We start from the raw sequence: 22,712 nt of genomic DNA on the forward strand, positions 1-22,712 counted from the left end.
AATGATGCTCGAATGGAGACTTAAAAAGCTTAGATTTAAAGAGCAAAAAAATTTAAATGGGAGTAACTTATATTTATATAGAAGCATAACTTCATATATACAGCACAGCGAATTGGGCGGAACTGAAAAGGAAGAAATTCTTCAACAAGTCATAGATATGATGTTACAAGCACAAATAGAAAAAAAGCCAATGGAATTAATTATCGGGAATGACTATCAGGACTTTTGTAAGTCGATTATTGAAGAATATAGTAGTGACAAAAGCAAAAATTACAGAATATTAAGTTATATACAAAAAGGTCTATTTTGGTCGATAACAAGTTCAGTTTTTTTGTGGATAGTAATTGGATTAAAAAATTCTTCATTTACCCTAGGAATAACTGTAGATATGCTTATAACACTAAGTGCTATTTCATTTATTTTAATTCCAGCAACAAGAAAAAGTAGTCAAGAAAGTCCATCATTAAACTTTTGGAATAAAAAATATTACGCAATAAATAGTGGAATTACTGAATCTGGTTTTAATGGTTTTATTTTTGTGATATTTGCTATTTTATTAATAAGATTTATTCTTGGAGAGACTCTATCTACTAAAGTTTTTAGTTATACAATAACTCTACATTCAGCTACTCCATATATACTCCTAATACTTTTAATAATTGGATTTATTGAAATTTATAAAAGAATGTATAATAAACATCTATGATATCTATCCTTATTTTTAAAATTCAACAATGTTACTAATATATGTTATGATATTCAAAACTAGTATATGAGGAGGTGTGCACGTTGAATTATGACTTAATAAATTTAATACAGTTAATGTTTTTAGTGATATGTTTTGCTGGCATACTCTCATATACTTTATATACCTATAAAAATTTCAAACATAAAACCAAAGAAAATATAACAAGAAGTGTTTTAATTCAGTGGCTTGGATTTATAAAAAAAGTACTTCCAGAGGATTATATTATTTATGAAAAATATGTTATATGGATATATGTAGAACGATTAAAAATTGAAATGATGTTTTAGCCAAAATTATTCGAGGGAGGATAAATATGAACATCATTTTCAATTTTTTAAGTAGTTTATTAGATTCAATTTTTAATTTTACTGGGGATTGGGGCCTCGCAATAGTTTTTCTTACCATAAGTGTAAGATTAGTACTTTCTCCAATGTCTTTCAAACAAAAAAAATCTATGCACCAGCAGCAAAAATTTGGTATAAAAATGCAAGAAATAAAGGAAAAATACAAAGATAACAAAAACAGACTTGACGTCGAAGTTAAAAAACAATCTGCTGAGAGTGCAAAAAGTATGTTGGGTTGCTTAGTAACGTTGTTACAACTGCCTATAATAATGACTCTGTGGAGTGTATTTAATAAGCTTCCTGTGAGTGCTAGTACATTTCTTATACCATGGGTGTCTAGTATTAAGGTCTCAGACAGTTATTTTATAGTTCCACTGATATATGTACTTGTATCGCTAACACCAAGTCTTCTTTCATATGTAACTTTACTTAAAATTGAAGGTCAGGCAACACTTAGCAAGAGTAATATAATAATAATGGCAGTAGTTGGTTTATTTGTTGCTAAAGCAGCTCCAATCGCAGTTGGAATATACTTAATAACTACAAGTGTGTTCAACTTTTTAGAAGAGCTTGTTTTTAGACTATATATAAGAAATTCAAAAATTAGGAACTAAAAATTAAGGGCTGAGCAGTTATGTTCTAGCCCTTAATTTTAATTTTTTGATATAAACATTATTTTATTAAGTAAACAAATGTCAAATTACCTATTACTATAGATATTGGTTGTGGTTCAGTTAGTCCTTTAGGAACACTGCCATCATAAAAAAACAATGCATTATTTGTTGGATCAGCCCCGCTAAGAGCTTCACTCGCAGCCTTAAGCGCGCTTGCCTGTGCTGGTCTATTGATATTACCATTTAATACTGGTGTAAATTGATAACCTCCTTTTGTGCGTTCATTTATAACAGCACTGATTGAATTTGGAAAATATCCACTCTTAACTCTATTTACAACTACTGCCCCTACAGCAACTTGAGCACTATAAGATTCTCCTTGTGCCTCTGCAGTTATTAGTCTGGATAATAAGTTCAAATCACTTTCTGTATATTTTATTGCTATCTTGTCTGCCTTAGCTACCGTTTTATCTTGAGCTTTTAATTTAACTTGCGATGTAGTAGAACTAGTTGTTACTGGAACCTTAATAATTTGTCCTGGGAAAATAGTATCATTCCATTTATTATTAGTTTTCCTTAAGTCATTTAATGATTGTCCACATTTTTTCGCTATTACAGATAAACAATCCCCACTTTTCACAATATATGTTTTAGTTGTTAGTGAAGTTGCAAGTACATTTTGTGATGTAATTGTTGTAACACCAATTGTTAATGCTGATGCTAAGAAAATAGTTCTAATGCTTTTAAATTTATTCATTTTAAGTGTCCTCCTAATGCCCTCCATTTCAATTTGTTAATTATGGTATAGGCATATAAATTTATATAGTTTTACTCCAAAATTAAATTTTCGCTATTTTATTCTGAATATCGTCATATTATACCATAATAATATAAAGATGGTATGTTAATATAATTTATTTCCTAGTTTTTGTAAATTTTATATATAATACGTGTTATATTATTAATGTTATAAGAACATGACAACACACTTTATTTGCGTTAAATGGTTTACATATCTATCATATATGATAATATTAGTATAAGAAGGTGATAAAATGTCATATGTATCTAATAGCAAAAAATACTTAACAATGAAATATAATAAATGCGGTAATAGCGGTTTAAAACTCTCTGCAATATCTCTTGGTTTATGGCATAATTTTGGTTATTCAGATTCCTTTGAAAACTCAAGAGCTCTAATTCATAAGGCTTTCGACCTTGGAATTACACATTTCGACCTTGCAAATAACTACGGTCCTCCTCCTGGCTCTGCAGAAGAGACCTTCGGCAAAATCTTAAAACAGGATCTTTCTGGTTATAGAGATGAACTTGTTATCTCTACGAAGGCAGGTTATACAATGTGGCCCGGTCCTTATGGTGATTGGGGTTCAAAAAAATATTTAGTCTCAAGTCTTGACCAAAGTCTAAAACGAACTGGACTCAATTATGTGGATATCTTTTATCATCATAGACCTGACCCTAATACCCCTTTAGAAGAAACTATGTCTGCTTTAGATTTAATAGTAAAACAAGGTAAAGCTCTTTATGTAGGTTTATCCAACTATAAACCAGCTGAAACCAAAAGAGCTTCTGCTATACTAAAACAATTAGGCACACCTTGTTTAATTCACCAGCCCTCTTATTCAATGTTTAACAGATGGATAGAGGATGGTCTTCAAGATGTTCTAGAGCAAGAAGGTATCGGTTCTATAGCCTTTAAACCTCTACACCAAGGTTTACTGACTACAAAATATTTAAAAGGAATTCCTAAAGATTCAAGAGCTGCTGGCAACTCAGCTTTCTTACATTCTGAAGATATTACAAAAGAGCAATTAGAAAAAGTTTCTAAATTAAATGTTTTGGCAATGGAACGTTCGCAAACTTTACCCCAACTAGCCTTAGCTTGGGTATTAAGGGGTGGACATGTTACCTCTGCACTAATAGGTGCAAGCAAGGTAAGTCAAATCGAAGATAACGTAGGTGCACTAAATAATTTAGACTTTAGTGCAGGTGAACTAGAACGTATAGAACAAATATTAGCAAACAAATAGTTATTTAAAAAAAACAAATTAAATTTATAAGCTTCTAATCTACTAATAGTAATTCTTAATATATATGCTTTACGCACTTAATTAGAGGAATCTACAATATAACTTGCTTTTTGTAATAACCTGTGGTAGTATTAAGGAGTACTTAAATGAATAGTGAATAATGAAGCGCAGATATATTTCAAATATAATTTTTAAAATATAGTATTTTGTTATCAAAATTTTATTGGTTTGTTATTTCAAGTAGTTTAAGAAATAAAATTTCGGAGGTATACATTATATGAATGGTACAGTTAAATGGTTTAATGGTGAAAAAGGATTTGGTTTTATTACAGGAGAAGACGGAGTAGATGTTTTCGCACATTTCTCTCAAATAAATTCAGATGGTTACAAATCACTTGATGAAGGTCAAAAAGTTTCTTTTGACATAGTTAAAGGACCTAAAGGCCCACAAGCAGAAAATATTACTGTTCTTTAGTAGTAATATTAGACCAGTAAATAGGAAACTATTTACTGGTCTTTTGCTTTTTTGTAAAAGTCATATGCTGTGGTATTATATCACTAGCCTATGGCTTTTTTAGATTACGTTTATAAAAAACGCTTTGTATTAAGTATATTAATTTAAAAAGGATTTCATAAAATAATATTGAATACTTATATATAAATGGAGTAATTTTTATTGCTAAGTTTTTATATACAAATTTATGGAGGTGTCTAAATGGATAAAATAAAACTCGGAAGAACAAATTTAATGGTTACTAGAAGTGGTTTTGGAGCATTACCTGTTCAGCGGGTGTCTTTTGATGAAGCAAAGCATATTCTACGAAAAGCATATGATAATGGAATAAACTTCTTTGATACAGCAAGAGCATATTCTGATAGTGAAGAAAAAATAGGTTATTCCCTAGCAGATGTTAGGGAAAATATTATAATTGCAACTAAAACCCACGCTAAGGATAGAAAAACTTTACTTGAACATTTGCAGACAAGTCTAAAAAATTTAAAAACAGATTATATAGATATATATCAATTACATAACCCTGATGTACTTCCTGATCCGAAAGACCCAGAAGGTCTCTATGCAGGACTTTTGGAGGCTAAGAAAAAGGGACTTATTCGTTTTATAGGAATTACAAATCATAAATTGAAAAATGCAATGGATGCAGCAGCTTCAGGACTATATGACACTGTACAATTTCCTTTATGTTCTTTATCATCAGACGATGATTTATTATTAATAAAAGAATGTAAAAAAAGAAATATAGGACTAATTGCAATGAAGGCTCTCTCAGGAGGTCTAATAACTGATGCATCCTCGGCCTTTGCTTTTCTAAGACAATTTGATAATGTTGTACCAATATGGGGAATACAAAGAGAAACTGAGTTAGATGAATTTATAACCCTTGAGAAAAATCCACCATTATTGGATGATATCATGTGGTCAATTATTAACAAGGATCGTAGTGAGCTTTCAGGCGATTTCTGTCGTGGTTGTGGTTATTGTCTTCCATGCCCTGCTGGAATTGAAATTCCTACTTCTGCTCGAATATCACTTCTTCTTAAAAGAGCTCCTTATCAAGGATTCTTAGAGGATAGCTTTAAAGAAAAGATGGAACTTATAAATAATTGCATACAATGTGGACACTGTAAAAACCACTGTCCTTATAAGCTTGATACTCCAAATCTTTTAAAAAGAGAACTTAAAAACTACTCTGAATTTTATGCTAAGAATAAAAATGCTTAACTAAAAAACAAACCTCCTGTCTATAAAATGGACAGGAGGTTTGTTTTTTATCTATTACTCTTTAAAGTACTCAGGATATTCTCTTAGCAATATCATTTTGTCGTCATTTACTTTTGATAAGTGCTCACCAACTATTTTTATACCTAGCTCACTATCTTTAGCCTTTATTGCATCAATAATGCCTTTATGTTGTGCAACAACAAGATCCATGTTCATACTAGATATTAAATTAAGTGCCCTTATACGATCAAAATCTCCATTCATAAAATGAATGGCATTGAAAATCCGTTCCTTTTTACATCCCTTAAAAATAAGTTCATGAAATGAATTGTCTAAATTAAATGCAGCGGTATAGTTATTTTTAAGTACACAAAATTGCTGTTGATTAATATTAGATTCTAAATCAAACAAATAACTCTCTTGAAAATCCTCGCAGGCCAATTCAATAACTGCTTGTTCAAGTTTTAACCTCATAAATCGAGCATCTTCAACACGTTTTAAATCAATATAAGAAACTTGGGTACCCTTCTGAGGATAAATTTCTAATAATTGCTCAGAAACTAATAATGAAAAAGCTTCCCTAACTGGCGTTCTACTCACATTAAGATTATTTGCAATTTCATTTTCAGAAATACTTTCTCCCGGTTTAAGATTAAGATCAATAATATTACTTCTTAGCACTCGATAAGTATAGTTTTTTATAGTCTCATAAGAGTTTTTCTCTAATAGTTCAATTTTCATAATAAATTTTCCTTTTTTTAAATTACTTTAGTTTGTATAGCTAGTATGTTAGCACTATATATTTATATTGTCAACATCAAACCTAATGTACCTTATCACTGTATTTACCTTAGATTATATGTCTACCTTTTTAATTACTATATGTAAAAAAGATATAAATCCTGTAAAATTACAACTATCTCTTTAACTATATTTCATAAAAAAATAATAATAATATTAGTAAATCTAGTTAATTTATTATTATTTCTTTAGAACCTAATCAAATATCATTGAATATAGTATTATGTAATATGTTATATGGAGGATAAAAATGGAATATCAAAATAGAAATAAACTGACTAAATCTTCAGCATCAAATAATTGTATACCGCAGGAAACTGTAATAAAAAATGTTAGATTAGCTGCTGCTTACGTTCCTTACCAAAAACTTTGCACACTTTTTTCGCCGCTCGAAGCTCTTAAAAGAGGAACTGCTTTTCCCGAACTTTATAGCCCTTATGATGGAGAAGCGAAATGGCATAAGCTAGAATCAGGTAAAAAGGAGAGAGCTTATGAAGAGTAAAATGGAACTTTTAAAACAAATAGTTGCGTCAGAGTTTATGAAACAAGACCTACATCTATTTCTTAATACTCACCCCATGGATAAGGAAGCTATTTCAAAATATAATTATTTTGTAATTGAATCCAGAGGGTTAAGAGAAAAATATGAAATGAATTACGGAATGTTATCTGAAACTAACTCACTTAGTCCCTATCCATGGCAGTGGATAAACAACCCATGGCCATGGGAAGCTGATGCTAATTTCAAATTTGATAAGGAGGATATGTAATTTATGTGGACATACGATAAGTTCTTACAATATCCAGTAAAAATTAAAACTCCAAATCCTGCAATGGCAAAAATAATTATTACTCAATATGGAGGACCTGATGGTGAATTAGGTGCCTCATTAAGATATCTAAGTCAGCGATTTTCCATGATTACTCCTCAAGCAATATCAACATGTAATGATATTGGAACTGAGGAATTGGCTCATTTAGAAATGGTTGGCGCTATGGTTAGACAACTAATGAAAGGTGCCAGTCTTGAAGAAATTGAAAAAGGTGGCATGGCTGGTTATTATGTAGATCATGGCAAAGGAGTATACCCCGTAAGTGCTTCTGGAGTTCCCTTTACTGCTGCATATCTTCAATCAAAAGGTGACCCAATTGTAGATCTTACTGAAAACTTAGCTGCTGAGCAAAAAGCTAGGGCAACTTATGAATATCTAATACATCTGGCTGACGATCCTGATGTATTAGAACCTTTAAAGTTTCTACGTGAAAGAGAAATTATTCATTATCAAAGATTTGGTGAATCTCTTAGAATCGTTCAAGATTACTTACAAGAACCTCGGCTATTTACAATGAAATAACAGCGCAAATACCACATATTAACAAAAGAGAAAATGCAGATAAATAAAATCTGTGTTTTCTCTTTTATTAATTTAAATAACTCTAGCCTTAGGTTTATTTATGTTAATTTCATGTGTATGATATAATAAAAAGGTTAGTATATATATTGGGAGATGATTTAATGATAAAAGAAAACATTAACGATTATAATTTAAGTAGTGAGTTATTAAAAGCAATTAGTTTGTTAAATTTTAAGGATTTTACAAAGGTTCAAAAACAAGTTATACCTGCAGTGCTAGCACAAAAGGACGTAGTCGTAAAATCCAAAACTGGAAGTGGAAAAACAGCAGCATATGGCATTCCTATTTGTCAGTTAGTTGATTGGGAGGAAAATAAACCTCAGGCATTGGTAATTACCCCAACAAGAGAACTTGCAATCCAAGTAAAAGAAGATATTTTTAATATCGGTAGATTTAAAAGACTTAAAGTATCTGCTATTTATGGAAAGTCTCCTTTCACCGATCAAAAAAAAGAACTTAAGCAAAAAACACATGTAGTGGTTGGAACCCCTGGTCGCATTATGGATCATATAGAAAAAGGTACATTTGATACATCAAATATAAAATATCTTGTAATAGATGAAGCAGACGAAATGCTTAATATGGGATTCGTAGATCAAATAGAATCAATATTAAGTGGCTTATCAAAAGACCGTGTAACAATGCTATTGTCAGCTACAATGCCAAAAGACATACATAGTTTATGTAACAGATATATGAAAGATCCTATATATATTGAAATAGAGGATGAAAATAAAGCATCCGATAATATACTTCAAGAACAATATAACGTACATGAATTTGATAAAATAGATCTTTTAAGTGATTTAACCATTGTTGAAAACCCAGATAGTTGCATAATATTTTGCAATACAAAAGTGAAGGTAGATTCAGTTTATAACGACCTAATAGACCTCGAGTATACTTGCAAGAAAATACATGGGGGAATGGAACAAAGCGATAGATTAAAAGTAATGAATGATTTTAAGAAGGGTTATTTTAGATACCTTGTAGCTACCGATGTTGCAGCTCGTGGTATAGACATAGATAACATTACACTTGTAATTAATTATGATATTCCAGAGGACAAGGAAAGTTATGTTCATCGGATAGGAAGAACTGGTCGTATAGGTAAGCTGGGGCGTGCTATTACTTTTGTAACAAATCGTGATAATAGGTTTTTGTATGATATAGAGCAGTATATTGGTAAAGAAATTCCTTTGAAGGAAAGACCTGAATCTGAAGTCGTAAATAATGCCAAAGAGGAATTTATCAATAAAATGGATACAAGACCTGTTCTTAAAGAATCAAAAGGAGCAGAACTCAGCAAAGAAATTATGAAATTACATATTAATGCAGGTAAAAAGACTAAAATGAGAGCAACGGATATCGTAGGTACCCTTTGCAGTATCGAAGGAATGACTAAGGATGATATAGGAATCATCAATATAATAGATATATCTACTTTTGTAGAAATATTAAATAATAAAGGTGAATTAGTGTTTAAAGTTCTTCAAGACACACCTATCAAAGGAAGACTACGCACAGTAAGTAAGGACATATTAGCAGACAGATATTAATATCTTGGTACCTATAGAATAGACACTTTTAAAAGAAGTGTAAAACTCTACTGGGTACTTTATTTATTTGGAATCAGCTCATCGCCTTTGAATTCTAAAATATCCCCTGGCTGACATTTAAGCTCGCTACATATAGCCTCAAGGGTTGAGAATCTTATAGCTTTCGCCTTATTGGTTTTTAATATAGATAAATTTGAATTTGTAATTCCTACTCTAATTGCAAGGTCCGATAAATTAATCTTCCTTTTTGCCATCATTACATCTAGATTCACTATTATTGCCATGTATTTCACCTCAATTTATTGATATATCGTAAATATCTATATAGTTAAATCATTTTCTTCTTTAACTTCAATCGCCTGCTTAAAAACCTTAGAAAGAATTAATGTAAAACAACCTGCAAAGAAAAAAATTATAAACTCAATATCTGTGTGTATTCCACTAGCATCGATTTCTATTAACTTAAAATTTAAAAATTGATTGTTAATAAAAAAATTGATCACATAACAACCTGAAACTGTAAAACACGCAATAGCAACATTTCTTAAACTTTTAACATTTCCCCATACGAAAGGCGTCATTTTAACTAATGAATTTATGATACATCTAAGATAATACATTATACAAAGCAATGCAAAACCACCTAGAACGAATAGAGTACATGTAACAATATTTTTAGAATTAAATAAATTTGTTTGCTCAATTATCAAGGCCTTTCTCAGTATAAATAAATACACAATAAAACCTGTGATGATTAAAACATCTAACATTAACTTTAATAAAGATGATAAAGAAGTTTTCCCATAATACTTCATAAAAATTTCCTCCATAATTTATATATACTTATATAAACTTTAAAATAATATTATCACATTAATTTTCTTTTTACAATATAGATTCACTGTTTATCAATGAATTCATATTGCAAAACATAAATTCACTCCATAAAACATTAATCTACCATTCAGCTTTATTTTAATAAATGTAATAATTAATATTTCATAGAATATATTATAAAATACACAAATTACAATTGTAAACTAAAGCTTATAATTACAGTTGTAATTTAAATGGGGTGATATATCAATGTATAAAATGTCCAAAATATCAAATGCTGAATGGGAGATAATGAAAATAATATGGAAGAATCCTGGAATTTCATCAATCAACATTATAAAAGAATTAAAGGATAAATCTGAGTGGAAACCAGCTACAGTTAAAAGTTTGATTAATAGATTATTAAATAAAAATATAATTGGATTTAATAAATTAGGTTATGAATATTTATATTATCCTTTGGTCTCAGAAGATGAGTGTATAAAATTAGAGAGTTTTTCCTTTGTTAATAGAGTATTTAATGGTTCTATTAAATCCATGCTTTTGACCTTCGCCCAATCAGACGAGTTATCTCAATTAGATATAAAGGACTTAAAAGATATACTAAATCAACTTATTAAACGGAAATGTGGGGAGGATTAATATGAGGCGTAATGCTATTAAAAAAAATAGTAAGAGCAAAATACTTTTAAGTGTTTTAACATTCCTTTTTATTTTTTTATTATGTTTAGTTTTGCCTAAGAGTGCTAATGCGACTAATGAAGGTAAATCTCAAAATTACTTTTTTATTAAGGCAATTACTAATACAGTAGCTTTATTTAATTCTCCTAGCAATGGAGAAGAGGATACCAACAGTGAAATTAAATATTCAATCCTATCATTTTTAGGAATAGATACTTCCAATCCTATATCAATAATAACAAAAGAAATTGCTTATTTGGACAAAAATAAAGTTAGTACTAATGTAAACAATGAAGGGGATGATATAAACTCAATTGTTCCCTTTAAATTGGTTGAAAACCAGGTAAGTAAATCTAAAGACCCAGATGTTGTAGCAAACCTCATTAATAACGATTTGAAACAAACCTTAAATAAATCAAAGCCACGAGTACTAATATATCATTCTCATACAACAGAAGCTTATCGTACTTCTGAAAAAGATACCTCTAAAACTGCTTTTAATGCAGATGAAACACTAAATGTATGTGCTGTAGGCGATGTAATAACCGAGCAACTAGAAAGTAAGTATGGAATTTCTGTTATACATGATAAAACTGTAAATAATGTACCTGATTATAATTCAGCCTATAAAAATTCTGGAGTTAATTTGGATAAGTATTTAAAAAAATATGGAGATTTTGATTTAATTATAGATTTACATAGAGATGGCGTTCCAACTTCTAGTAATAACGTATTAAAAACTAAAATAAATGGAGAAGATGTAGCTGAATTTTTATTTGTTGTTACACGTCAAAACCCTAGGTATGCCAAGCAAAAAAAACTAGTAGATTCAATGGTTGGAGTATCGAATAAATTATTTCCGAATCTTTTAGATCCAAGAGAAATCTATTATGCAGACTGGGGAATAAATTTCTATAATCAAGGTAGAAGTAATAATGCATTGCTTGTTGAGGTAGGAAATAATAATAATACTATATCACAGGTAAAAAATACTGGTATGTATTTATCAAGAATATTTGCAGAGCAATTAAATGGTAAAAAATAATCCTATTACCAACCATTTTGAATGTAACCTTATAAAGTTACATTCATTATTTTTTCTTAAAACCAAATAAATTATTTAATAATAAGACCAAGTATGCTTGATAATGAAACTGCTTGCGTTGTTGTAACTCGTGCACCTTTAACATCAGCAATATTTACTCCCATACCTTCAATGTTACAACTGGTAAAGTCTATTCCTTTAAGACTTGTGTAGTTCATTTGAGCCCCAAGCATGTTGGACTCCCTAAATTCAACTTTTAAAAGCTTTGAATTTTGAAAATCTGAAGAACGTAATTGACACTCAAGAAACGCAACTTGCTTACAATCAGAATAATTAAAGAAAGCAAATTGGCCATTACAATTTTCAAAAATTACATCTCTAAAAGTTGTCTCACTTAAATTAATTCCAATAATTTTACAATTTACAAATTCTACTCTATGCAATGACGCCTCGTTAAAATCGACATTTGATAAATCACAATTTTCAAATCTTACATCTGTCATCTCTATACGTCTAAAAGTTATTTTATTAAAGATAACTTTTGTAAATATTACCTGTTTAAAATTCACCCTATCAGCTTCATGATTCTCTAAGCAGCAATCACTAACTGTTCCAAAAGAAAATATACTCTCATCCTCAATCTTCTCCTTAGATAACTCTATAATATCTAAATCTGTATCAAATTTAGGTCTTATAACTTTTGTTTTTAATTTTTTCTCTTCCATATGTATTCCCTCCATTTAATCTTAAAACAAATAATTTACAGATATGCATCTCTAAATAACTATTTATTTTATAATTACAAATATAATTATAGTATACTCTTTTAATTTAATCCAGGTAAGTACAATTCTAAAACGATACTAAATCATCTCCTGAGTCGCTGCAATATTTTTATATCTATTTTTTTATAATTTATAAAAATATCGCTATGCCATGATACGTATCCAATTTTTACCTTGCAAAAATACAGTAACCACTATATACTTTGTATTATCACTGATTATGATTATCAATTAAAAATGATAATCATAATCTAACGTAACCCTACTAGTTCTAACGCTAATGAATATGATATCCACAACTTATGTATAATTATATGTTCAAAAATTTATTTAGCAATATTACTTTTATTTAAGTAGTATTAAAAGGAGAGTAAAATGATGAAGCAAAAATTTTTTTTAATTGGGTTAGTAATTGTAATTTGTGTTGGCCTTATAGTTTTTAACAATTCAAAAAAAGACTCACAAATAACAGCAACTGAAAGTGCATCTACTTCCAATATAAAACAAGACACTCAGACAATAACATATCTAAACAAGAAATACAAACTTCCGAAAAATGTAACCAAAATTGTAACTTCGAGTTTAGAATCTATGGAAGATGCTGCAGTGCTTGGAGTAAAACCTATAGGTGCCATTACTGTTGGTGGCAAACTACCTCAATATCTAGCCTCAAAGCTTGAGGGTGCGGTATCAATTGGAGAAAAAATGCAACCTAATTATGAAACGCTTCTAAAGTTAAAACCCGATGTAATTATGTGGTCTTCTAAATCTCCAGGAACTGTAACTGAAAAGTTAGGGAAAGTAGCTCCAACCATCCCTTATTCACATATCTCAACAAATTGGGATAGCAATTTGCGTTTAATGGCTTCACTTACAGGAAAACAACCTCAAGCTGAAAAAATAATAACTGAGTATAAGTTAGGCGCCACAAAAGCAAAGCTAGCAATAGGAGATAAATTAAAAGATAAAAAAGTCATTATTGCAAGAATCAGAGGCGGTAGTATTTACCTTTATCCAGCAACTGTTTATTTTAACCCAGTTATATATAAATGATCTAGGATTAACTGTCCCTGAAGAAATCAAACCTATAAAAGCACAAGAAATGATATCATTAGAGAAATTCTCAGAAATGAACCCAGACTACATCTTTTTACAATTCGCAGGGAGTGAAAACTCAGAAAAAACTAAAGCATTAGATGAATTAGAAAAGAATCCAATTTGGAAAAGCATCACAGCTGTAAAAAATAAAAAAGTATTTGTAAACTCAGTTGACCCCCTCCTTCAAGGTGGAACAGCTATGAGTAAAACATCATTTTTAGAAGTTGTAAAGTCAGATTTAGTTAAATAGTAAGGGGAGTTGAATTAAATGTCAAAAACAAATTCAGTGCCCAAGATAATTCTATGCATAACACCCATATTAATTTTAATAACAATTATTTTATCAATTTTATATGGTGCAAAACATATAGATTTTATAGTAGTTTGGAATGCACTTTTTAATTATGACCCCAGAAATTTAGATCATAATATTATTAGAACATCCAGGTTACCAAGAGTAATAGGAGCACTTCTTGTTGGCGCATATCTTGCCATATCAGGGGCACTTATGCAGGGGATGACAAGAAATTATCTTGCCTCCCCGTCAATTATGGGTGTAAGTGATGGAGCGGCCTTTGTGATTACCATTTGTATGGTAATAGATCCAGGTATGACCTCACTTCATATGATTTTCTATTCCATGGTAGGTTCAGCACTTGGAGCTTGTATTGTCTTCGGTTTTGGGTCACTTATTCCAAACGGATTATCACCTGTACGACTTGCCATAATCGGAACTGTTATTGGTACATTTTTAAGCAGTATTTCTGCTGCAATTGCATCCTATTTTCAAATTTCTCAAAATATTAGTTTTTGGTATAATGCTAGATTACATCAAATCGATCCCACAATGCTTAAAATAGTAATCCCATTTGGAATAATTGGTATAACGTTATCAATTTTTATATCAAGATCTATTACGATTCTTTCCTTAGGAGATGAAATCTCCATTAATTTAGGACAGCGTACACAACTAATAAAAGTAATTGCCATAATATCTATTGTTTGCTTAACGGGTAGCGCAGTTGCACTTGTTGGTAAAATTGGCTTTGTTGGACTTATTATTCCTCACATCACAAGATTTTTAGTAGGTGTTGATTACAAGTGGATAATTCCTTGCGCTGCTGTAATTGGTGGAATTTTTCTAGCCCTTTGCGATGTAATAAGTAGATTTGTTAATTATCCATTTGAAACACCAATAGGAGTTGTTACTGCTTTAATTGGCATTCCATTCTTCCTTTATCTAATAAGAACTAGAGGAGGAGAGAAAAATGCATGAAGATTCACAAAAGTCTTACATAATAACAATCCTAATAATACTGTTTTTAATTATTGCTACAATTTATATTAGCTTGACAAGCGGTACTTTCGATATGTCTATTAAAGATATATTTAGGACTATATTTAGGGTTAACCCGGTTTCAGAATATGATTTAGTTATATTTCATTTTAGGCTTCCAAGAATTGTTATCGCCGGTCTTGTAGGCGTAGGTTTAGGAATCTCGGGAGCTGTTATTCAGGGTGTAACAAGAAATGGATTAGCCGATTCAGGCATTTTAGGAATTAATGCTGGAGCTGGAGCTGCTATTGTATTTTTTATGTTTTTCTTTCATGGTAATATCGGTTCCAACTGGCTTTCCATTATGAGCTTACCGCTATTTGGCCTATTTGGTGGACTTTGCGCATCTATATTAATATATTTTTTTTCCTTTAAAGATGGGAAACTGGACACAAGCCGTCTGTTACTAACAGGAATTGCTATTGGCTCAGCGTTTGGAGCTTTTTCTCTATATTTATCACTTAAAATGAAGTCTACTGATTTTGAAATGGCGACGGTTTGGATTTCTGGGAGCATTTATGACGCAAACTGGAAATATATTATTTCAATGCTGCCTTGGCTTATTATTTTAATTCCTATTATTAATAAAAAAGCTTATTTACTAGATTTATTCCAACTAGAAGAAACAAGCATAAAAAGTTTAGGCGTTTCAGTAGAAAAAGAAAAATCTATTCTTCTGCTCAGTAGTATAGGGCTTGTGAGTGCATGTGTTTCCGTATCAGGAAGTATTGGCTTTGTTGGACTTATAGCTCCTCATATTGCAAAACGACTCGTTGGAATAAATCATAAAAGAGTCATTCCAGTATGTGGTGCGATAGGAGCATTACTTGTCCTTGTTTCCGATTTTATTGCAAGAACAGTTTTCTCTCCAGCCGAATTACCTGTTGGAATTGTAATTTCAATCATTGGTGTACCATATTTTCTATATTTACTAGCCAAAGGCAAAACATAAGAGGAGAAATGATAAGTGAATATTGTTAAAATGGAAAATCTAGAAACAAGTTATAAGAAATTCGCAGTGTTTAAGAATCTAAACTTAGATATTAAACAAGGTAAAATCACTACCATCATAGGTCCCAATGGATGTGGTAAATCTACTTTATTAAAAACCATGGGAAGAATTTTGAATCAAAAGAGTGGAAAAGTTTATCTGCAAGGTCAGGATTTAAATAATATACCTACAAAAGAAATAGCAAAACATCTTGCTTTGCTTCCCCAAAGTCCAATTGCACCATCCCAGCTTAAAGTAAAAGAACTTATTTCTTATGGAAGATATCCACATCGAAATAATGCTAATACACTATTGCCGAAAGATAAAAAAATAATTGAATGGGCTATGGATATTACGAAAACTACATCTTTTGGGAACAGGCAACTTGAAAATTTATCTGGCGGACAAAGACAAAAGGTTTGGATAGCAATGGCACTTGCACAAGAAACAGAAGTTCTATTATTAGATGAACCAACTACATCTCTTGATATGGCTCATCAACTTGACGTTTTACAAATTGTAGAAAAGTTAAATAAAGAGCGAAAACGTACCATTGTTATGGTACTTCATGATATTAATCATGCGGCAAGATTTTCACACGAAATTGTAGCTATGAAAGAAGGAAAAATAATTAAAGTTGGGACGCCATCAGAAGTTATTACTCGCGATGTATTGAAAGAAGTGTTCCATATCGATGCAAGAATCATGATTGATTCTCATAACGGAGCACCTGTATGCTTTAGCTATGAGGCATGTCTGAAATGATAATATCATTTCACTATATAATTTCAAAAAAAATAGACAATATTAAATTGTCTATTTTTATAATTTATAGATTCCAACATGCTACTCGGTGCCCTCCACCTATATCTTCAAATTTAGGTTCTTCTTTTGTGCATTTTTCTGAACATTTAAAACACCTAGTATGAAAACTGCACCCAGATGGTGGATTAATTGGACTTGGCACATCACCCGTTAATATTATTCTACTTTTTTTCTTAGTTGGATCTGGAATTGGAATGGCCGATAATAGTGCCTGTGAATATGGATGCTTAGGTTCATTATAGAGTATATCTCCATCCGCAATTTCAACCATTTTCCCTAAATACATTACACCAACTCTTGTACTTACATGTTTAACTACATTTAACCCATGTGCAATAAATAAATAGGTTAAGTTAAATTCTTTTTGAAGATCATGAAGTAAATTTAATACCTGAGCCTGTATAGAAACATCTAATGCTGATACTGGTTCATCACAAACAATAAGCTTTGGATTTAGAGAAAGTGCCCTTGCTATACCAACTCTTTGCCTTTGACCACCACTAAATTCGTGTGGATATCTATTTCTATGAAAACTAGCTAGTCCAACGCAATTTAAAAGTGATAAAACTCTCCTTTCTATATCCTCTTTTCTTTCTGTTTTATTTACCCTCATAGGTTCTGCTATAATGTCACCAATGTTCATCCTCGGATTTAGAGAAGAGTAAGGATCTTGAAATATAATTTGTATGTTTTTTCTCATACTCTTTTGATCTTTTTTTGATAACTTAGCTATATCGCTTCCTTCAAAAATAACTTTACCCGCGGTTGGAGTCATAAGATTAACAAGCATTCTACCAGTAGTTGATTTTCCACAACCGGATTCACCAACGAGTCCTAAGGTTTCACCCTTAAAAATATTAAATGACACACCATCAACAGCCTTAACAAAATCCGTTGTTCCACCAAATACACCAGATTTTACAGGGAAATATTTTTTTAAACTTTTAACTTCTAATAATGGTTCCATATTTACACCTGTCCTTCCCGTTTATCACTGTATAAAAAACAGCGAACTTTTCTACCTTCATATTCAACAAGCTCTGGTTGCTTAACCTTGCAAATATCCATGCATTTACTACACCTATCACTAAAAGAACATCCCTCTGGCATATGTAGCGGATTAGGCACCATTCCGGGAATCATAAATAACTGGTCAACCTTCTCATCCACCTTAGGTATGGAAAGAAGTAGACCTTGCGTGTATGGATGTAATGGTTTCTCAAATAACTGGAGTGAAGTTGCTCTTTCAACGATATTACCACAATACATTACTACAACCTTATCTGCAGTTTCTGCAACTACTCCAAGATCATGAGTAATTAGAAGAATTGCAGTGCCAAATTTATCTTTTAGTTTTACTATTAATTCTAAAATCTGAGCTTGTATAGTAACATCAAGAGCAGTTGTAGGTTCATCTGCAATAAGTAATTCCGGATTACAAGAAAGTGCTATAGCAATCATTACTCTTTGCCTCATACCACCACTTAATTGATGGGGATAATCATTTATTCTTTTCTCTGGAGTAGGAATACCTACAATCTCTAGCATCTTAACTGCCTCAGACATAGCATCTTTCTTTTTTAATTTCTTGTGCCTAGTTATAGTTTCTGCTATTTGCTTTCCTACAGTAAATACAGGATTTAAAGAAGTCATAGGTTCTTGAAATATCATCGCTATTTCATTACCTCTTATATTTCTCATCTCTTTATTACTTTTGTTTAATAAGTCTTCACCTTTAAATAAAATCTCTCCACCTATAATTTCTCCAGGTGGATTTGGTATAAGGCTCAATATCGATAATGAAGTTACACTTTTTCCACTACCAGATTCACCAACGATGGCCAGTATTTCACCTTTATCAACCTCAAAATCTACGCCATCTACTGCATTTACGAGTCCACCCTTAACTCTAAATTGAGTTTTTAAGTTTTTAACTTCTAGTAACATTATGTTATCCCCCTTATTGATGAAGTTTTGGATCCAAAGCATCTCTGAGTCCATCACCAAATAGATTGAAAGCAAGTACAGTTATTGTTATAGCAATACCTGGAAATAGAATTATATGAGAAGCATTATAAAAATATCCTCTCCCTGCTCCTAGCATGCTCCCCCATTCCGCTTGTGGAGGTTGTACTCCAAGGCCCAAAAATCCAAGAGCCGCCGTATCTAAAATAGCGTTAGATACTCCAAGAGTCGCACGCACAATTATAGGTGAAATTACATTAGGTAATATGTGTTTAAATATTATAGCAAAATCACTATTTCCAATAACTCTTGCAGCTTGAACATACTCACTATCTTTAATTGATAATATTGAACCCCTAACGATTCGCGCATATTCAGGAATGGTAACAATACTTATTGCAATTATAGCATTATCTATACCCTTACCTAGAACACTCATAAAAGCAATTGCGAGTAATAACGAAGGGAAGGCAAGTATAATATCCATAAATCTCATAATTAGCATGTCTACCTTGCCACCATAATATCCAGCTATAGATCCTACAAATATCCCTATGGATAGAGCTACTGCAACTGCTGTAATGCCAACTCTTAAAGAAATTTTAGTACCATCTATTATCCTGCTTAAAATATCACGCCCCTGCTCATCTGTTCCAAACCAATGAGCTAATGATGGTTTTTGAAGACTTTGAGCTAATTCTCCTATATTCGGATTATAAGGCATAATTAATGGTCCCAAAATGGCAACAAGTACTAATATTATTATAATTACGAGCCCGACTAGAGCTGCTTTATTTTTCTTAATCATATACCATGCATTCCCAAGTTTGGATTCTTCTTTAGGAGTGTTTTGCAATTGTACTTCTTCATTTAAATTTTGGGTTATCATTTTATATCACTCCTCTAAGAATATTTAATCCTTGGATCTATAAATGCATAAATTATATCTACAATTAAATTAACAAGAACAAAAATTACTGCCATCATCATAACCGTACCTTGCACAACCGGATAATCTGTAACTAAAATTGCATCTACTACGTATTTACCAACACCTGGCCATGAGAATACTGTCTCTGTTAGTACTGCTCCCCCTAGTAAGGATCCTAGTTGGAGCCCTATTACCGTTATAATTGGAATCAATGCATTTTTCAGTGCATGTCCAAATATAACTGGTCTTTCTAAAAGACCCTTCGCTCTAGCGGTTCTAATATAATCTTGTCTTACAACCTCAAGCATAGTAGAACGAGTCATTCTTGCAATAATCGCAGTGGATGCAGACCCAAGTGCTACTGCTGGCATAATTAGATGTTTTAAAGCACTAGAGAATGCGGCCATATTTCCAGTAGCCAAAGAATCAATTAAGTACAAACCTGTAATTCTAATTGGTTCAAGGCCTATATCTATTCTCCCAGATACCGGCAACCAATGAAGTTGAACCGAAAAAACCAATATAAAAATTAAGCCTAACCAAAATATAGGCATTGATACTCCAAGTAGTGATACTATCATGCAAATATAATCAGCAATTGAGTTTTGTTTAATAGCAGAAATAACCCCCATAATAACTCCAAAAATAGAAGAAAATATAATAGCTGCTAATGCAAGTTCAATTGTAGCTGGGAAACGTGCCATTATTTCATCCCATACCGGAGTTTTTGACATAAGTGAATTTCCCAAATCCCCATGAAATATTCCTATTAAAAAATCCCAATACTGAAGATAAATAGGCTTATTAAGTCCAAGTTGTTCTCTTAGAGCTATAATCTGACTTTGACTTGCGTGCTGACCAAGAATTGTGGCAGCTGGATCAGTAGTAAACATGTGCATAACCAAGAAAACAAGCATTGATACTCCAACGATGACTGGTAATAGCAAAAGCAGTCTTTTAATAATATATTTAGCCATGGTTACCTCCTCTTTAAATCTTAAAAAGTGAAACACCGCACCTTACGGTATTCCACCTAAAAATCTTTCTTAAATGTAATTATTTATCTACACCACTAAAGAATACTGTTCCTGTTGGATGTATAGCAAACCCAGTAACCTTAGGTGAATATGCTGCAAGGGCTTGTGAATGTGATATTGGAAGCCATGGAGCATCTTTTGATACTACTTGTTGAATTTCTTTATAAACTTTATTTCTTTCCTCTCCATTTGGTAATGCTCTGCCTTTTACAAGTAAGGCGTCCACAATAGGATTTGAATATTGAGCTGAATTCAAAGTAGATTTAATTTCATGTGAATCAAGTAATGTAAGGAAGTTATCCGCATCACCATTGTCACCTGTCCAACCATAGAAGAATATATCTCCTTCTCCATTAGCAAGTTTTGCTTTGTAATCAGTCCAATTGTATGAATCTATTGTTGCTGTAACTCCAATTTTTGCCAAGTAATTTTGAACTGATTCTGCAAGTTTTTGTCCACCAACTGTATTATATGGTCTAGGATTTGAATAAGTAATAATTTTAACCTTTAAATTTGATTTTCCAGCATCTTTAAGCATTTCTTTTGCTTTTGCTACATCATATTTATATGGCTCAACTGTCTTATCATAACCAGGCATAAAGGATGGAAGTGGACTGTTTGCTACAGTTGAATATCCTTGATACAAATATTTAACTAATTCATCGCGATTAATTGCATGAGAAATAGCTTCCCTTAGCTTAACATCATTAAATGGTGCTCTTGATGTATTAAATCCCATATAGTTGATGTTCATTCCATCACTTTGATATATTTTCATATTACTAGATTTTAATTTTGCAATATCATTAGGATCAACTCCGTCAATTATATCTGTTCCGGCAGTCATTAAATCACTGGCACGTACTGAATTTTCTTTTGTAAACTTAAACACTATGTTATCAGCCTTTGCTTTAACTCCCCAATACGCATCATTTTTCTTAAGTTTTATTGACTGATTTTTATCCCAAGATACAAAAGTATAAGGCCCTGTACCAACTGGATTTTCAACAAATTTAGCTCCAAACTTTTTAGCTGCTGTTGGACTTACAATTGGAGCTGCAAGGCACATTGCAAGATTGGCTAAAAACGGAGTATATTTATTTTTAAGCGTAAACTTAACTGAATAATCGCCAGTTTTTTCAAGTTTTGATACTGGTCCAAATGTGAAAGATGCATAAGGCATATCATTTGTAGCCTTTGGAGGCAGTTGTCTCCCAACACTATATATAACCGAATCTGCATTAAAAGGTGTTCCATCTTGGAACTTAACATTCTTTCTTAAATTAAAAGTATATTCTTTTCCATCAGTACTAATTTTCCAATCCGTAGCAAGACTAGGTTCAATATCAGTAGATCCATCTTTGTATTTAAGAAGACCTTCATAAACATTAACAATAACCTTAGCAGACTCACCATCATCTACATAAGCTGGATCTAATCCTCTAGGATCTGCTCCCTGAGAATAAATTATTGTTTTTGGCGTTCCTGTTTTGGTTGCGGTAGCCTTTGAACTTCCACAACCTGTAAACGCGGCACTTAATACAAGTACCCCTGTAAGCATCATAGCAATATATTTCCTTTTCATATTAATTTGCCCCCCTGAAATATTCATTTTGGAATCATGCATTTATTTAGCCTATTTTACCACCATAAATTTAAAATTGCAAGTTTTATTAATTACAAATTCAATTAATTGTTTATTGCACCTATGCAACTATGTATATGTCATAAAATCTATTTTTATTAATTATTAATTAAGTACTCTTTCATATTTAATATATAATTTTTAAACTACGTTATATAAACTATTGATAAATATGTTTTTTACTGCAATAATAAGTATAGGTTAAGATATAAATTAAAATAAAAAATTGTTATTATAATCAAACTAATATTGGGGGAAAATAT

The 22,712-nt window shown here is 31.4% G+C and carries 27 protein-coding genes; 17 read left to right on the top strand and 10 right to left on the bottom strand.

The annotated features are described in order from the left end of the window. The first annotated feature begins 1 nt into the window (after window position 1). The 3 genes from KPL54_RS09245 (at window position 2) to KPL54_RS09255 (ending at window position 1,706) form a co-directional block, all read left to right on the top strand. Window positions 2-706, top strand: coding sequence for a DUF1048 domain-containing protein (locus KPL54_RS09245; protein WP_216106290.1), 705 nt, complete (start codon window positions 2-4; stop codon window positions 704-706). An 83-nt stretch (window positions 707-789) separates the two neighbouring features. Next, on the top strand, window positions 790-1,035 hold the full coding sequence (locus KPL54_RS09250; protein ID WP_216106291.1) for a hypothetical protein: 246 nt from the start codon (window positions 790-792) through the stop codon (window positions 1,033-1,035). Between the two features lie 26 nt (window positions 1,036-1,061). Then, entirely contained in the window at window positions 1,062-1,706 is a 645-nt protein-coding gene (locus tag KPL54_RS09255) for a YidC/Oxa1 family membrane protein insertase (RefSeq protein WP_216106292.1), read from the top strand. Between the two features lie 58 nt (window positions 1,707-1,764). On the opposite strand, the gene KPL54_RS09260 is transcribed toward KPL54_RS09255, so the two are convergent. Then, complete coding sequence (locus KPL54_RS09260; protein WP_216106293.1) at window positions 1,765-2,463, bottom strand: cell wall hydrolase; 699 nt, start codon at window positions 2,461-2,463, stop codon at window positions 1,765-1,767. A gap of 298 nt (window positions 2,464-2,761) precedes the next feature. On the opposite strand from KPL54_RS09260, the gene mgrA reads away from it, so the two are divergent. The 3 genes from mgrA to KPL54_RS09275 all read left to right on the top strand — a co-directional run bounded on the left by mgrA (window position 2,762) and on the right by KPL54_RS09275 (window position 5,498). Next, a complete protein-coding gene (mgrA, locus tag KPL54_RS09265; RefSeq protein ID WP_216106294.1) occupies window positions 2,762-3,757 on the top strand; it encodes an L-glyceraldehyde 3-phosphate reductase in 996 nt (331 codons plus the stop codon). A 277-nt stretch (window positions 3,758-4,034) separates the two neighbouring features. Beyond that, window positions 4,035-4,232, top strand: a complete 198-nt coding sequence (locus KPL54_RS09270) for a cold shock domain-containing protein (protein WP_071611355.1) — start codon at window positions 4,035-4,037, stop codon at window positions 4,230-4,232. Between the two features lie 240 nt (window positions 4,233-4,472). Continuing rightward, complete coding sequence (locus tag KPL54_RS09275; RefSeq protein ID WP_216106295.1) at window positions 4,473-5,498, top strand: aldo/keto reductase; 1,026 nt, start codon at window positions 4,473-4,475, stop codon at window positions 5,496-5,498. Window positions 5,499-5,552: 54 nt separating this feature from the next. On the opposite strand, the gene KPL54_RS09280 is transcribed toward KPL54_RS09275, so the two are convergent. Further along, complete coding sequence (locus KPL54_RS09280) at window positions 5,553-6,239, bottom strand: GntR family transcriptional regulator (RefSeq protein WP_216106296.1); 687 nt, start codon at window positions 6,237-6,239, stop codon at window positions 5,553-5,555. A 310-nt stretch (window positions 6,240-6,549) separates the two neighbouring features. On the opposite strand from KPL54_RS09280, the gene KPL54_RS09285 reads away from it, so the two are divergent. The 4 genes from KPL54_RS09285 (at window position 6,550) to KPL54_RS09300 (ending at window position 9,273) form a co-directional block, all read left to right on the top strand. After that, window positions 6,550-6,801, top strand: coding sequence for a spore coat associated protein CotJA (locus KPL54_RS09285; protein ID WP_216106297.1), 252 nt, complete (start codon window positions 6,550-6,552; stop codon window positions 6,799-6,801). Then, window positions 6,791-7,069 carry a spore coat protein CotJB gene (locus KPL54_RS09290; RefSeq protein ID WP_216106298.1) on the top strand — a complete coding sequence of 93 codons (279 nt, stop codon included), beginning with the start codon at window positions 6,791-6,793 and terminating at the stop codon, window positions 7,067-7,069. Before KPL54_RS09285 ends, KPL54_RS09290 begins: the two co-directional genes overlap by 11 nt. Before the next feature lie 3 nt (window positions 7,070-7,072). Beyond that, window positions 7,073-7,654 (top strand): manganese catalase family protein, encoded by a 582-nt coding sequence (locus KPL54_RS09295; RefSeq protein ID WP_216106299.1) that lies wholly within the window; start codon window positions 7,073-7,075, stop codon window positions 7,652-7,654. Window positions 7,655-7,815: 161 nt separating this feature from the next. Beyond that, window positions 7,816-9,273 (top strand): DEAD/DEAH box helicase, encoded by a 1,458-nt coding sequence (locus KPL54_RS09300; protein ID WP_216106300.1) that lies wholly within the window; start codon window positions 7,816-7,818, stop codon window positions 9,271-9,273. A gap of 59 nt (window positions 9,274-9,332) precedes the next feature. On the opposite strand, the gene KPL54_RS09305 is transcribed toward KPL54_RS09300, so the two are convergent. Together KPL54_RS09305 and KPL54_RS09310 are read right to left on the bottom strand one after the other, a co-directional pair. After that, window positions 9,333-9,557 carry a helix-turn-helix domain-containing protein gene (locus KPL54_RS09305; protein WP_071611349.1) on the bottom strand — a complete coding sequence of 75 codons (225 nt, stop codon included), beginning with the start codon at window positions 9,555-9,557 and terminating at the stop codon, window positions 9,333-9,335. Between the two features lie 36 nt (window positions 9,558-9,593). Further along, the gene (locus KPL54_RS09310) at window positions 9,594-10,088 is read right to left on the bottom strand and encodes a DUF2975 domain-containing protein (RefSeq protein WP_216106301.1); all 495 of its coding nucleotides are present in this window, start codon (window positions 10,086-10,088) and stop codon (window positions 9,594-9,596) included. A 271-nt stretch (window positions 10,089-10,359) separates the two neighbouring features. Here KPL54_RS09310 and KPL54_RS09315 point away from each other — a divergent pair, with 271 nt between their 5' ends. Together KPL54_RS09315 and KPL54_RS09320 are read left to right on the top strand one after the other, a co-directional pair. Continuing rightward, the gene (locus KPL54_RS09315; RefSeq protein ID WP_216106302.1) at window positions 10,360-10,752 is read left to right on the top strand and encodes a BlaI/MecI/CopY family transcriptional regulator; all 393 of its coding nucleotides are present in this window, start codon (window positions 10,360-10,362) and stop codon (window positions 10,750-10,752) included. A gap of 1 nt (window position 10,753) precedes the next feature. Beyond that, window positions 10,754-11,836, top strand: a complete 1,083-nt coding sequence (locus KPL54_RS09320; RefSeq protein ID WP_216106303.1) for a stage II sporulation protein P — start codon at window positions 10,754-10,756, stop codon at window positions 11,834-11,836. Between the two features lie 71 nt (window positions 11,837-11,907). Here KPL54_RS09320 and KPL54_RS09325 read toward each other — a convergent pair whose 3' ends face one another. Continuing rightward, complete coding sequence (locus KPL54_RS09325; protein ID WP_216106304.1) at window positions 11,908-12,561, bottom strand: pentapeptide repeat-containing protein; 654 nt, start codon at window positions 12,559-12,561, stop codon at window positions 11,908-11,910. 435 nt (window positions 12,562-12,996) lie between these two features. Between KPL54_RS09325 and KPL54_RS09330 the strand changes: the two genes are divergently transcribed. Genes KPL54_RS09330 through KPL54_RS09350 form a run of 5 tightly spaced genes read left to right on the top strand, consistent with a single transcriptional unit; the run spans window position 12,997 to window position 16,811 of the window. Continuing rightward, a complete protein-coding gene (locus KPL54_RS09330; RefSeq protein ID WP_216106305.1) occupies window positions 12,997-13,674 on the top strand; it encodes an ABC transporter substrate-binding protein in 678 nt (225 codons plus the stop codon). A gap of 49 nt (window positions 13,675-13,723) precedes the next feature. Continuing rightward, window positions 13,724-13,969, top strand: coding sequence for an ABC transporter substrate-binding protein (locus KPL54_RS09335; protein WP_216106306.1), 246 nt, complete (start codon window positions 13,724-13,726; stop codon window positions 13,967-13,969). An 18-nt stretch (window positions 13,970-13,987) separates the two neighbouring features. After that, a complete protein-coding gene (locus tag KPL54_RS09340; protein ID WP_216106307.1) occupies window positions 13,988-14,995 on the top strand; it encodes a FecCD family ABC transporter permease in 1,008 nt (335 codons plus the stop codon). Continuing rightward, entirely contained in the window at window positions 14,988-16,007 is a 1,020-nt protein-coding gene (locus KPL54_RS09345; RefSeq protein WP_216106308.1) for a FecCD family ABC transporter permease, read from the top strand. The genes KPL54_RS09340 and KPL54_RS09345 overlap by 8 nt, the downstream gene beginning before the upstream one ends. A gap of 15 nt (window positions 16,008-16,022) precedes the next feature. Further along, entirely contained in the window at window positions 16,023-16,811 is a 789-nt protein-coding gene (locus KPL54_RS09350; protein WP_268038388.1) for an ABC transporter ATP-binding protein, read from the top strand. Window positions 16,812-16,875: 64 nt separating this feature from the next. On the opposite strand, the gene KPL54_RS09355 is transcribed toward KPL54_RS09350, so the two are convergent. From KPL54_RS09355 to KPL54_RS09375, 5 genes are all read right to left on the bottom strand, one after another. After that, entirely contained in the window at window positions 16,876-17,838 is a 963-nt protein-coding gene (locus KPL54_RS09355) for an ABC transporter ATP-binding protein (RefSeq protein ID WP_216106309.1), read from the bottom strand. Window positions 17,839-17,840: 2 nt separating this feature from the next. Next, the gene (locus KPL54_RS09360; protein WP_216106310.1) at window positions 17,841-18,818 is read right to left on the bottom strand and encodes an ABC transporter ATP-binding protein; all 978 of its coding nucleotides are present in this window, start codon (window positions 18,816-18,818) and stop codon (window positions 17,841-17,843) included. A 13-nt stretch (window positions 18,819-18,831) separates the two neighbouring features. Beyond that, window positions 18,832-19,725 carry a nickel transporter permease gene (nikC, locus tag KPL54_RS09365; protein WP_216106311.1) on the bottom strand — a complete coding sequence of 298 codons (894 nt, stop codon included), beginning with the start codon at window positions 19,723-19,725 and terminating at the stop codon, window positions 18,832-18,834. Window positions 19,726-19,739: 14 nt separating this feature from the next. Then, window positions 19,740-20,744, bottom strand: coding sequence for an ABC transporter permease (locus KPL54_RS09370; protein ID WP_216106312.1), 1,005 nt, complete (start codon window positions 20,742-20,744; stop codon window positions 19,740-19,742). A gap of 79 nt (window positions 20,745-20,823) precedes the next feature. After that, complete coding sequence (locus KPL54_RS09375) at window positions 20,824-22,389, bottom strand: ABC transporter substrate-binding protein (protein ID WP_216106313.1); 1,566 nt, start codon at window positions 22,387-22,389, stop codon at window positions 20,824-20,826. Between the last annotated feature and the right edge of the window lie 323 nt (window positions 22,390-22,712).

The sequence above is a fragment of the Clostridium estertheticum genome, from assembly GCF_018861295.1.
GTDB classification, from domain to species: Bacteria; Bacillota; Clostridia; order Clostridiales; family Clostridiaceae; genus Clostridium_AD; species Clostridium_AD estertheticum_D.

Coding starts and splice junctions, on each gene's coding strand:
- mgrA (WP_216106294.1), top strand. CDS start 2,762: ATGTCATATGTATCTAATAGCAAAAAATACTTAACAATGAAATATAAT.
- KPL54_RS09345 (WP_216106308.1), top strand. CDS start 14,988: ATGCATGAAGATTCACAAAAGTCTTACATAATAACAATCCTAATAATA.
- KPL54_RS09295 (WP_216106299.1), top strand. CDS start 7,073: ATGTGGACATACGATAAGTTCTTACAATATCCAGTAAAAATTAAAACT.
- KPL54_RS09370 (WP_216106312.1), bottom strand. CDS start 20,744: ATGGCTAAATATATTATTAAAAGACTGCTTTTGCTATTACCAGTCATC.
- KPL54_RS09260 (WP_216106293.1), bottom strand. CDS start 2,463: ATGAATAAATTTAAAAGCATTAGAACTATTTTCTTAGCATCAGCATTA.
- KPL54_RS09300 (WP_216106300.1), top strand. CDS start 7,816: ATGATAAAAGAAAACATTAACGATTATAATTTAAGTAGTGAGTTATTA.
- KPL54_RS09375 (WP_216106313.1), bottom strand. CDS start 22,389: ATGAAAAGGAAATATATTGCTATGATGCTTACAGGGGTACTTGTATTA.
- KPL54_RS09270 (WP_071611355.1), top strand. CDS start 4,035: ATGAATGGTACAGTTAAATGGTTTAATGGTGAAAAAGGATTTGGTTTT.
- KPL54_RS09245 (WP_216106290.1), top strand. CDS start 2: ATGATGCTCGAATGGAGACTTAAAAAGCTTAGATTTAAAGAGCAAAAA.
- KPL54_RS09325 (WP_216106304.1), bottom strand. CDS start 12,561: ATGGAAGAGAAAAAATTAAAAACAAAAGTTATAAGACCTAAATTTGAT.
- KPL54_RS09255 (WP_216106292.1), top strand. CDS start 1,062: ATGAACATCATTTTCAATTTTTTAAGTAGTTTATTAGATTCAATTTTT.
- KPL54_RS09335 (WP_216106306.1), top strand. CDS start 13,724: ATGATATCATTAGAGAAATTCTCAGAAATGAACCCAGACTACATCTTT.
- KPL54_RS09280 (WP_216106296.1), bottom strand. CDS start 6,239: ATGAAAATTGAACTATTAGAGAAAAACTCTTATGAGACTATAAAAAAC.
- KPL54_RS09315 (WP_216106302.1), top strand. CDS start 10,360: ATGTATAAAATGTCCAAAATATCAAATGCTGAATGGGAGATAATGAAA.
- KPL54_RS09310 (WP_216106301.1), bottom strand. CDS start 10,088: ATGAAGTATTATGGGAAAACTTCTTTATCATCTTTATTAAAGTTAATG.
- KPL54_RS09275 (WP_216106295.1), top strand. CDS start 4,473: ATGGATAAAATAAAACTCGGAAGAACAAATTTAATGGTTACTAGAAGT.
- KPL54_RS09355 (WP_216106309.1), bottom strand. CDS start 17,838: ATGGAACCATTATTAGAAGTTAAAAGTTTAAAAAAATATTTCCCTGTA.
- nikC (WP_216106311.1), bottom strand. CDS start 19,725: ATGATAACCCAAAATTTAAATGAAGAAGTACAATTGCAAAACACTCCT.
- KPL54_RS09285 (WP_216106297.1), top strand. CDS start 6,550: ATGGAATATCAAAATAGAAATAAACTGACTAAATCTTCAGCATCAAAT.
- KPL54_RS09320 (WP_216106303.1), top strand. CDS start 10,754: ATGAGGCGTAATGCTATTAAAAAAAATAGTAAGAGCAAAATACTTTTA.
- KPL54_RS09290 (WP_216106298.1), top strand. CDS start 6,791: ATGAAGAGTAAAATGGAACTTTTAAAACAAATAGTTGCGTCAGAGTTT.
- KPL54_RS09305 (WP_071611349.1), bottom strand. CDS start 9,557: ATGGCAATAATAGTGAATCTAGATGTAATGATGGCAAAAAGGAAGATT.
- KPL54_RS09330 (WP_216106305.1), top strand. CDS start 12,997: ATGATGAAGCAAAAATTTTTTTTAATTGGGTTAGTAATTGTAATTTGT.
- KPL54_RS09340 (WP_216106307.1), top strand. CDS start 13,988: ATGTCAAAAACAAATTCAGTGCCCAAGATAATTCTATGCATAACACCC.
- KPL54_RS09360 (WP_216106310.1), bottom strand. CDS start 18,818: ATGTTACTAGAAGTTAAAAACTTAAAAACTCAATTTAGAGTTAAGGGT.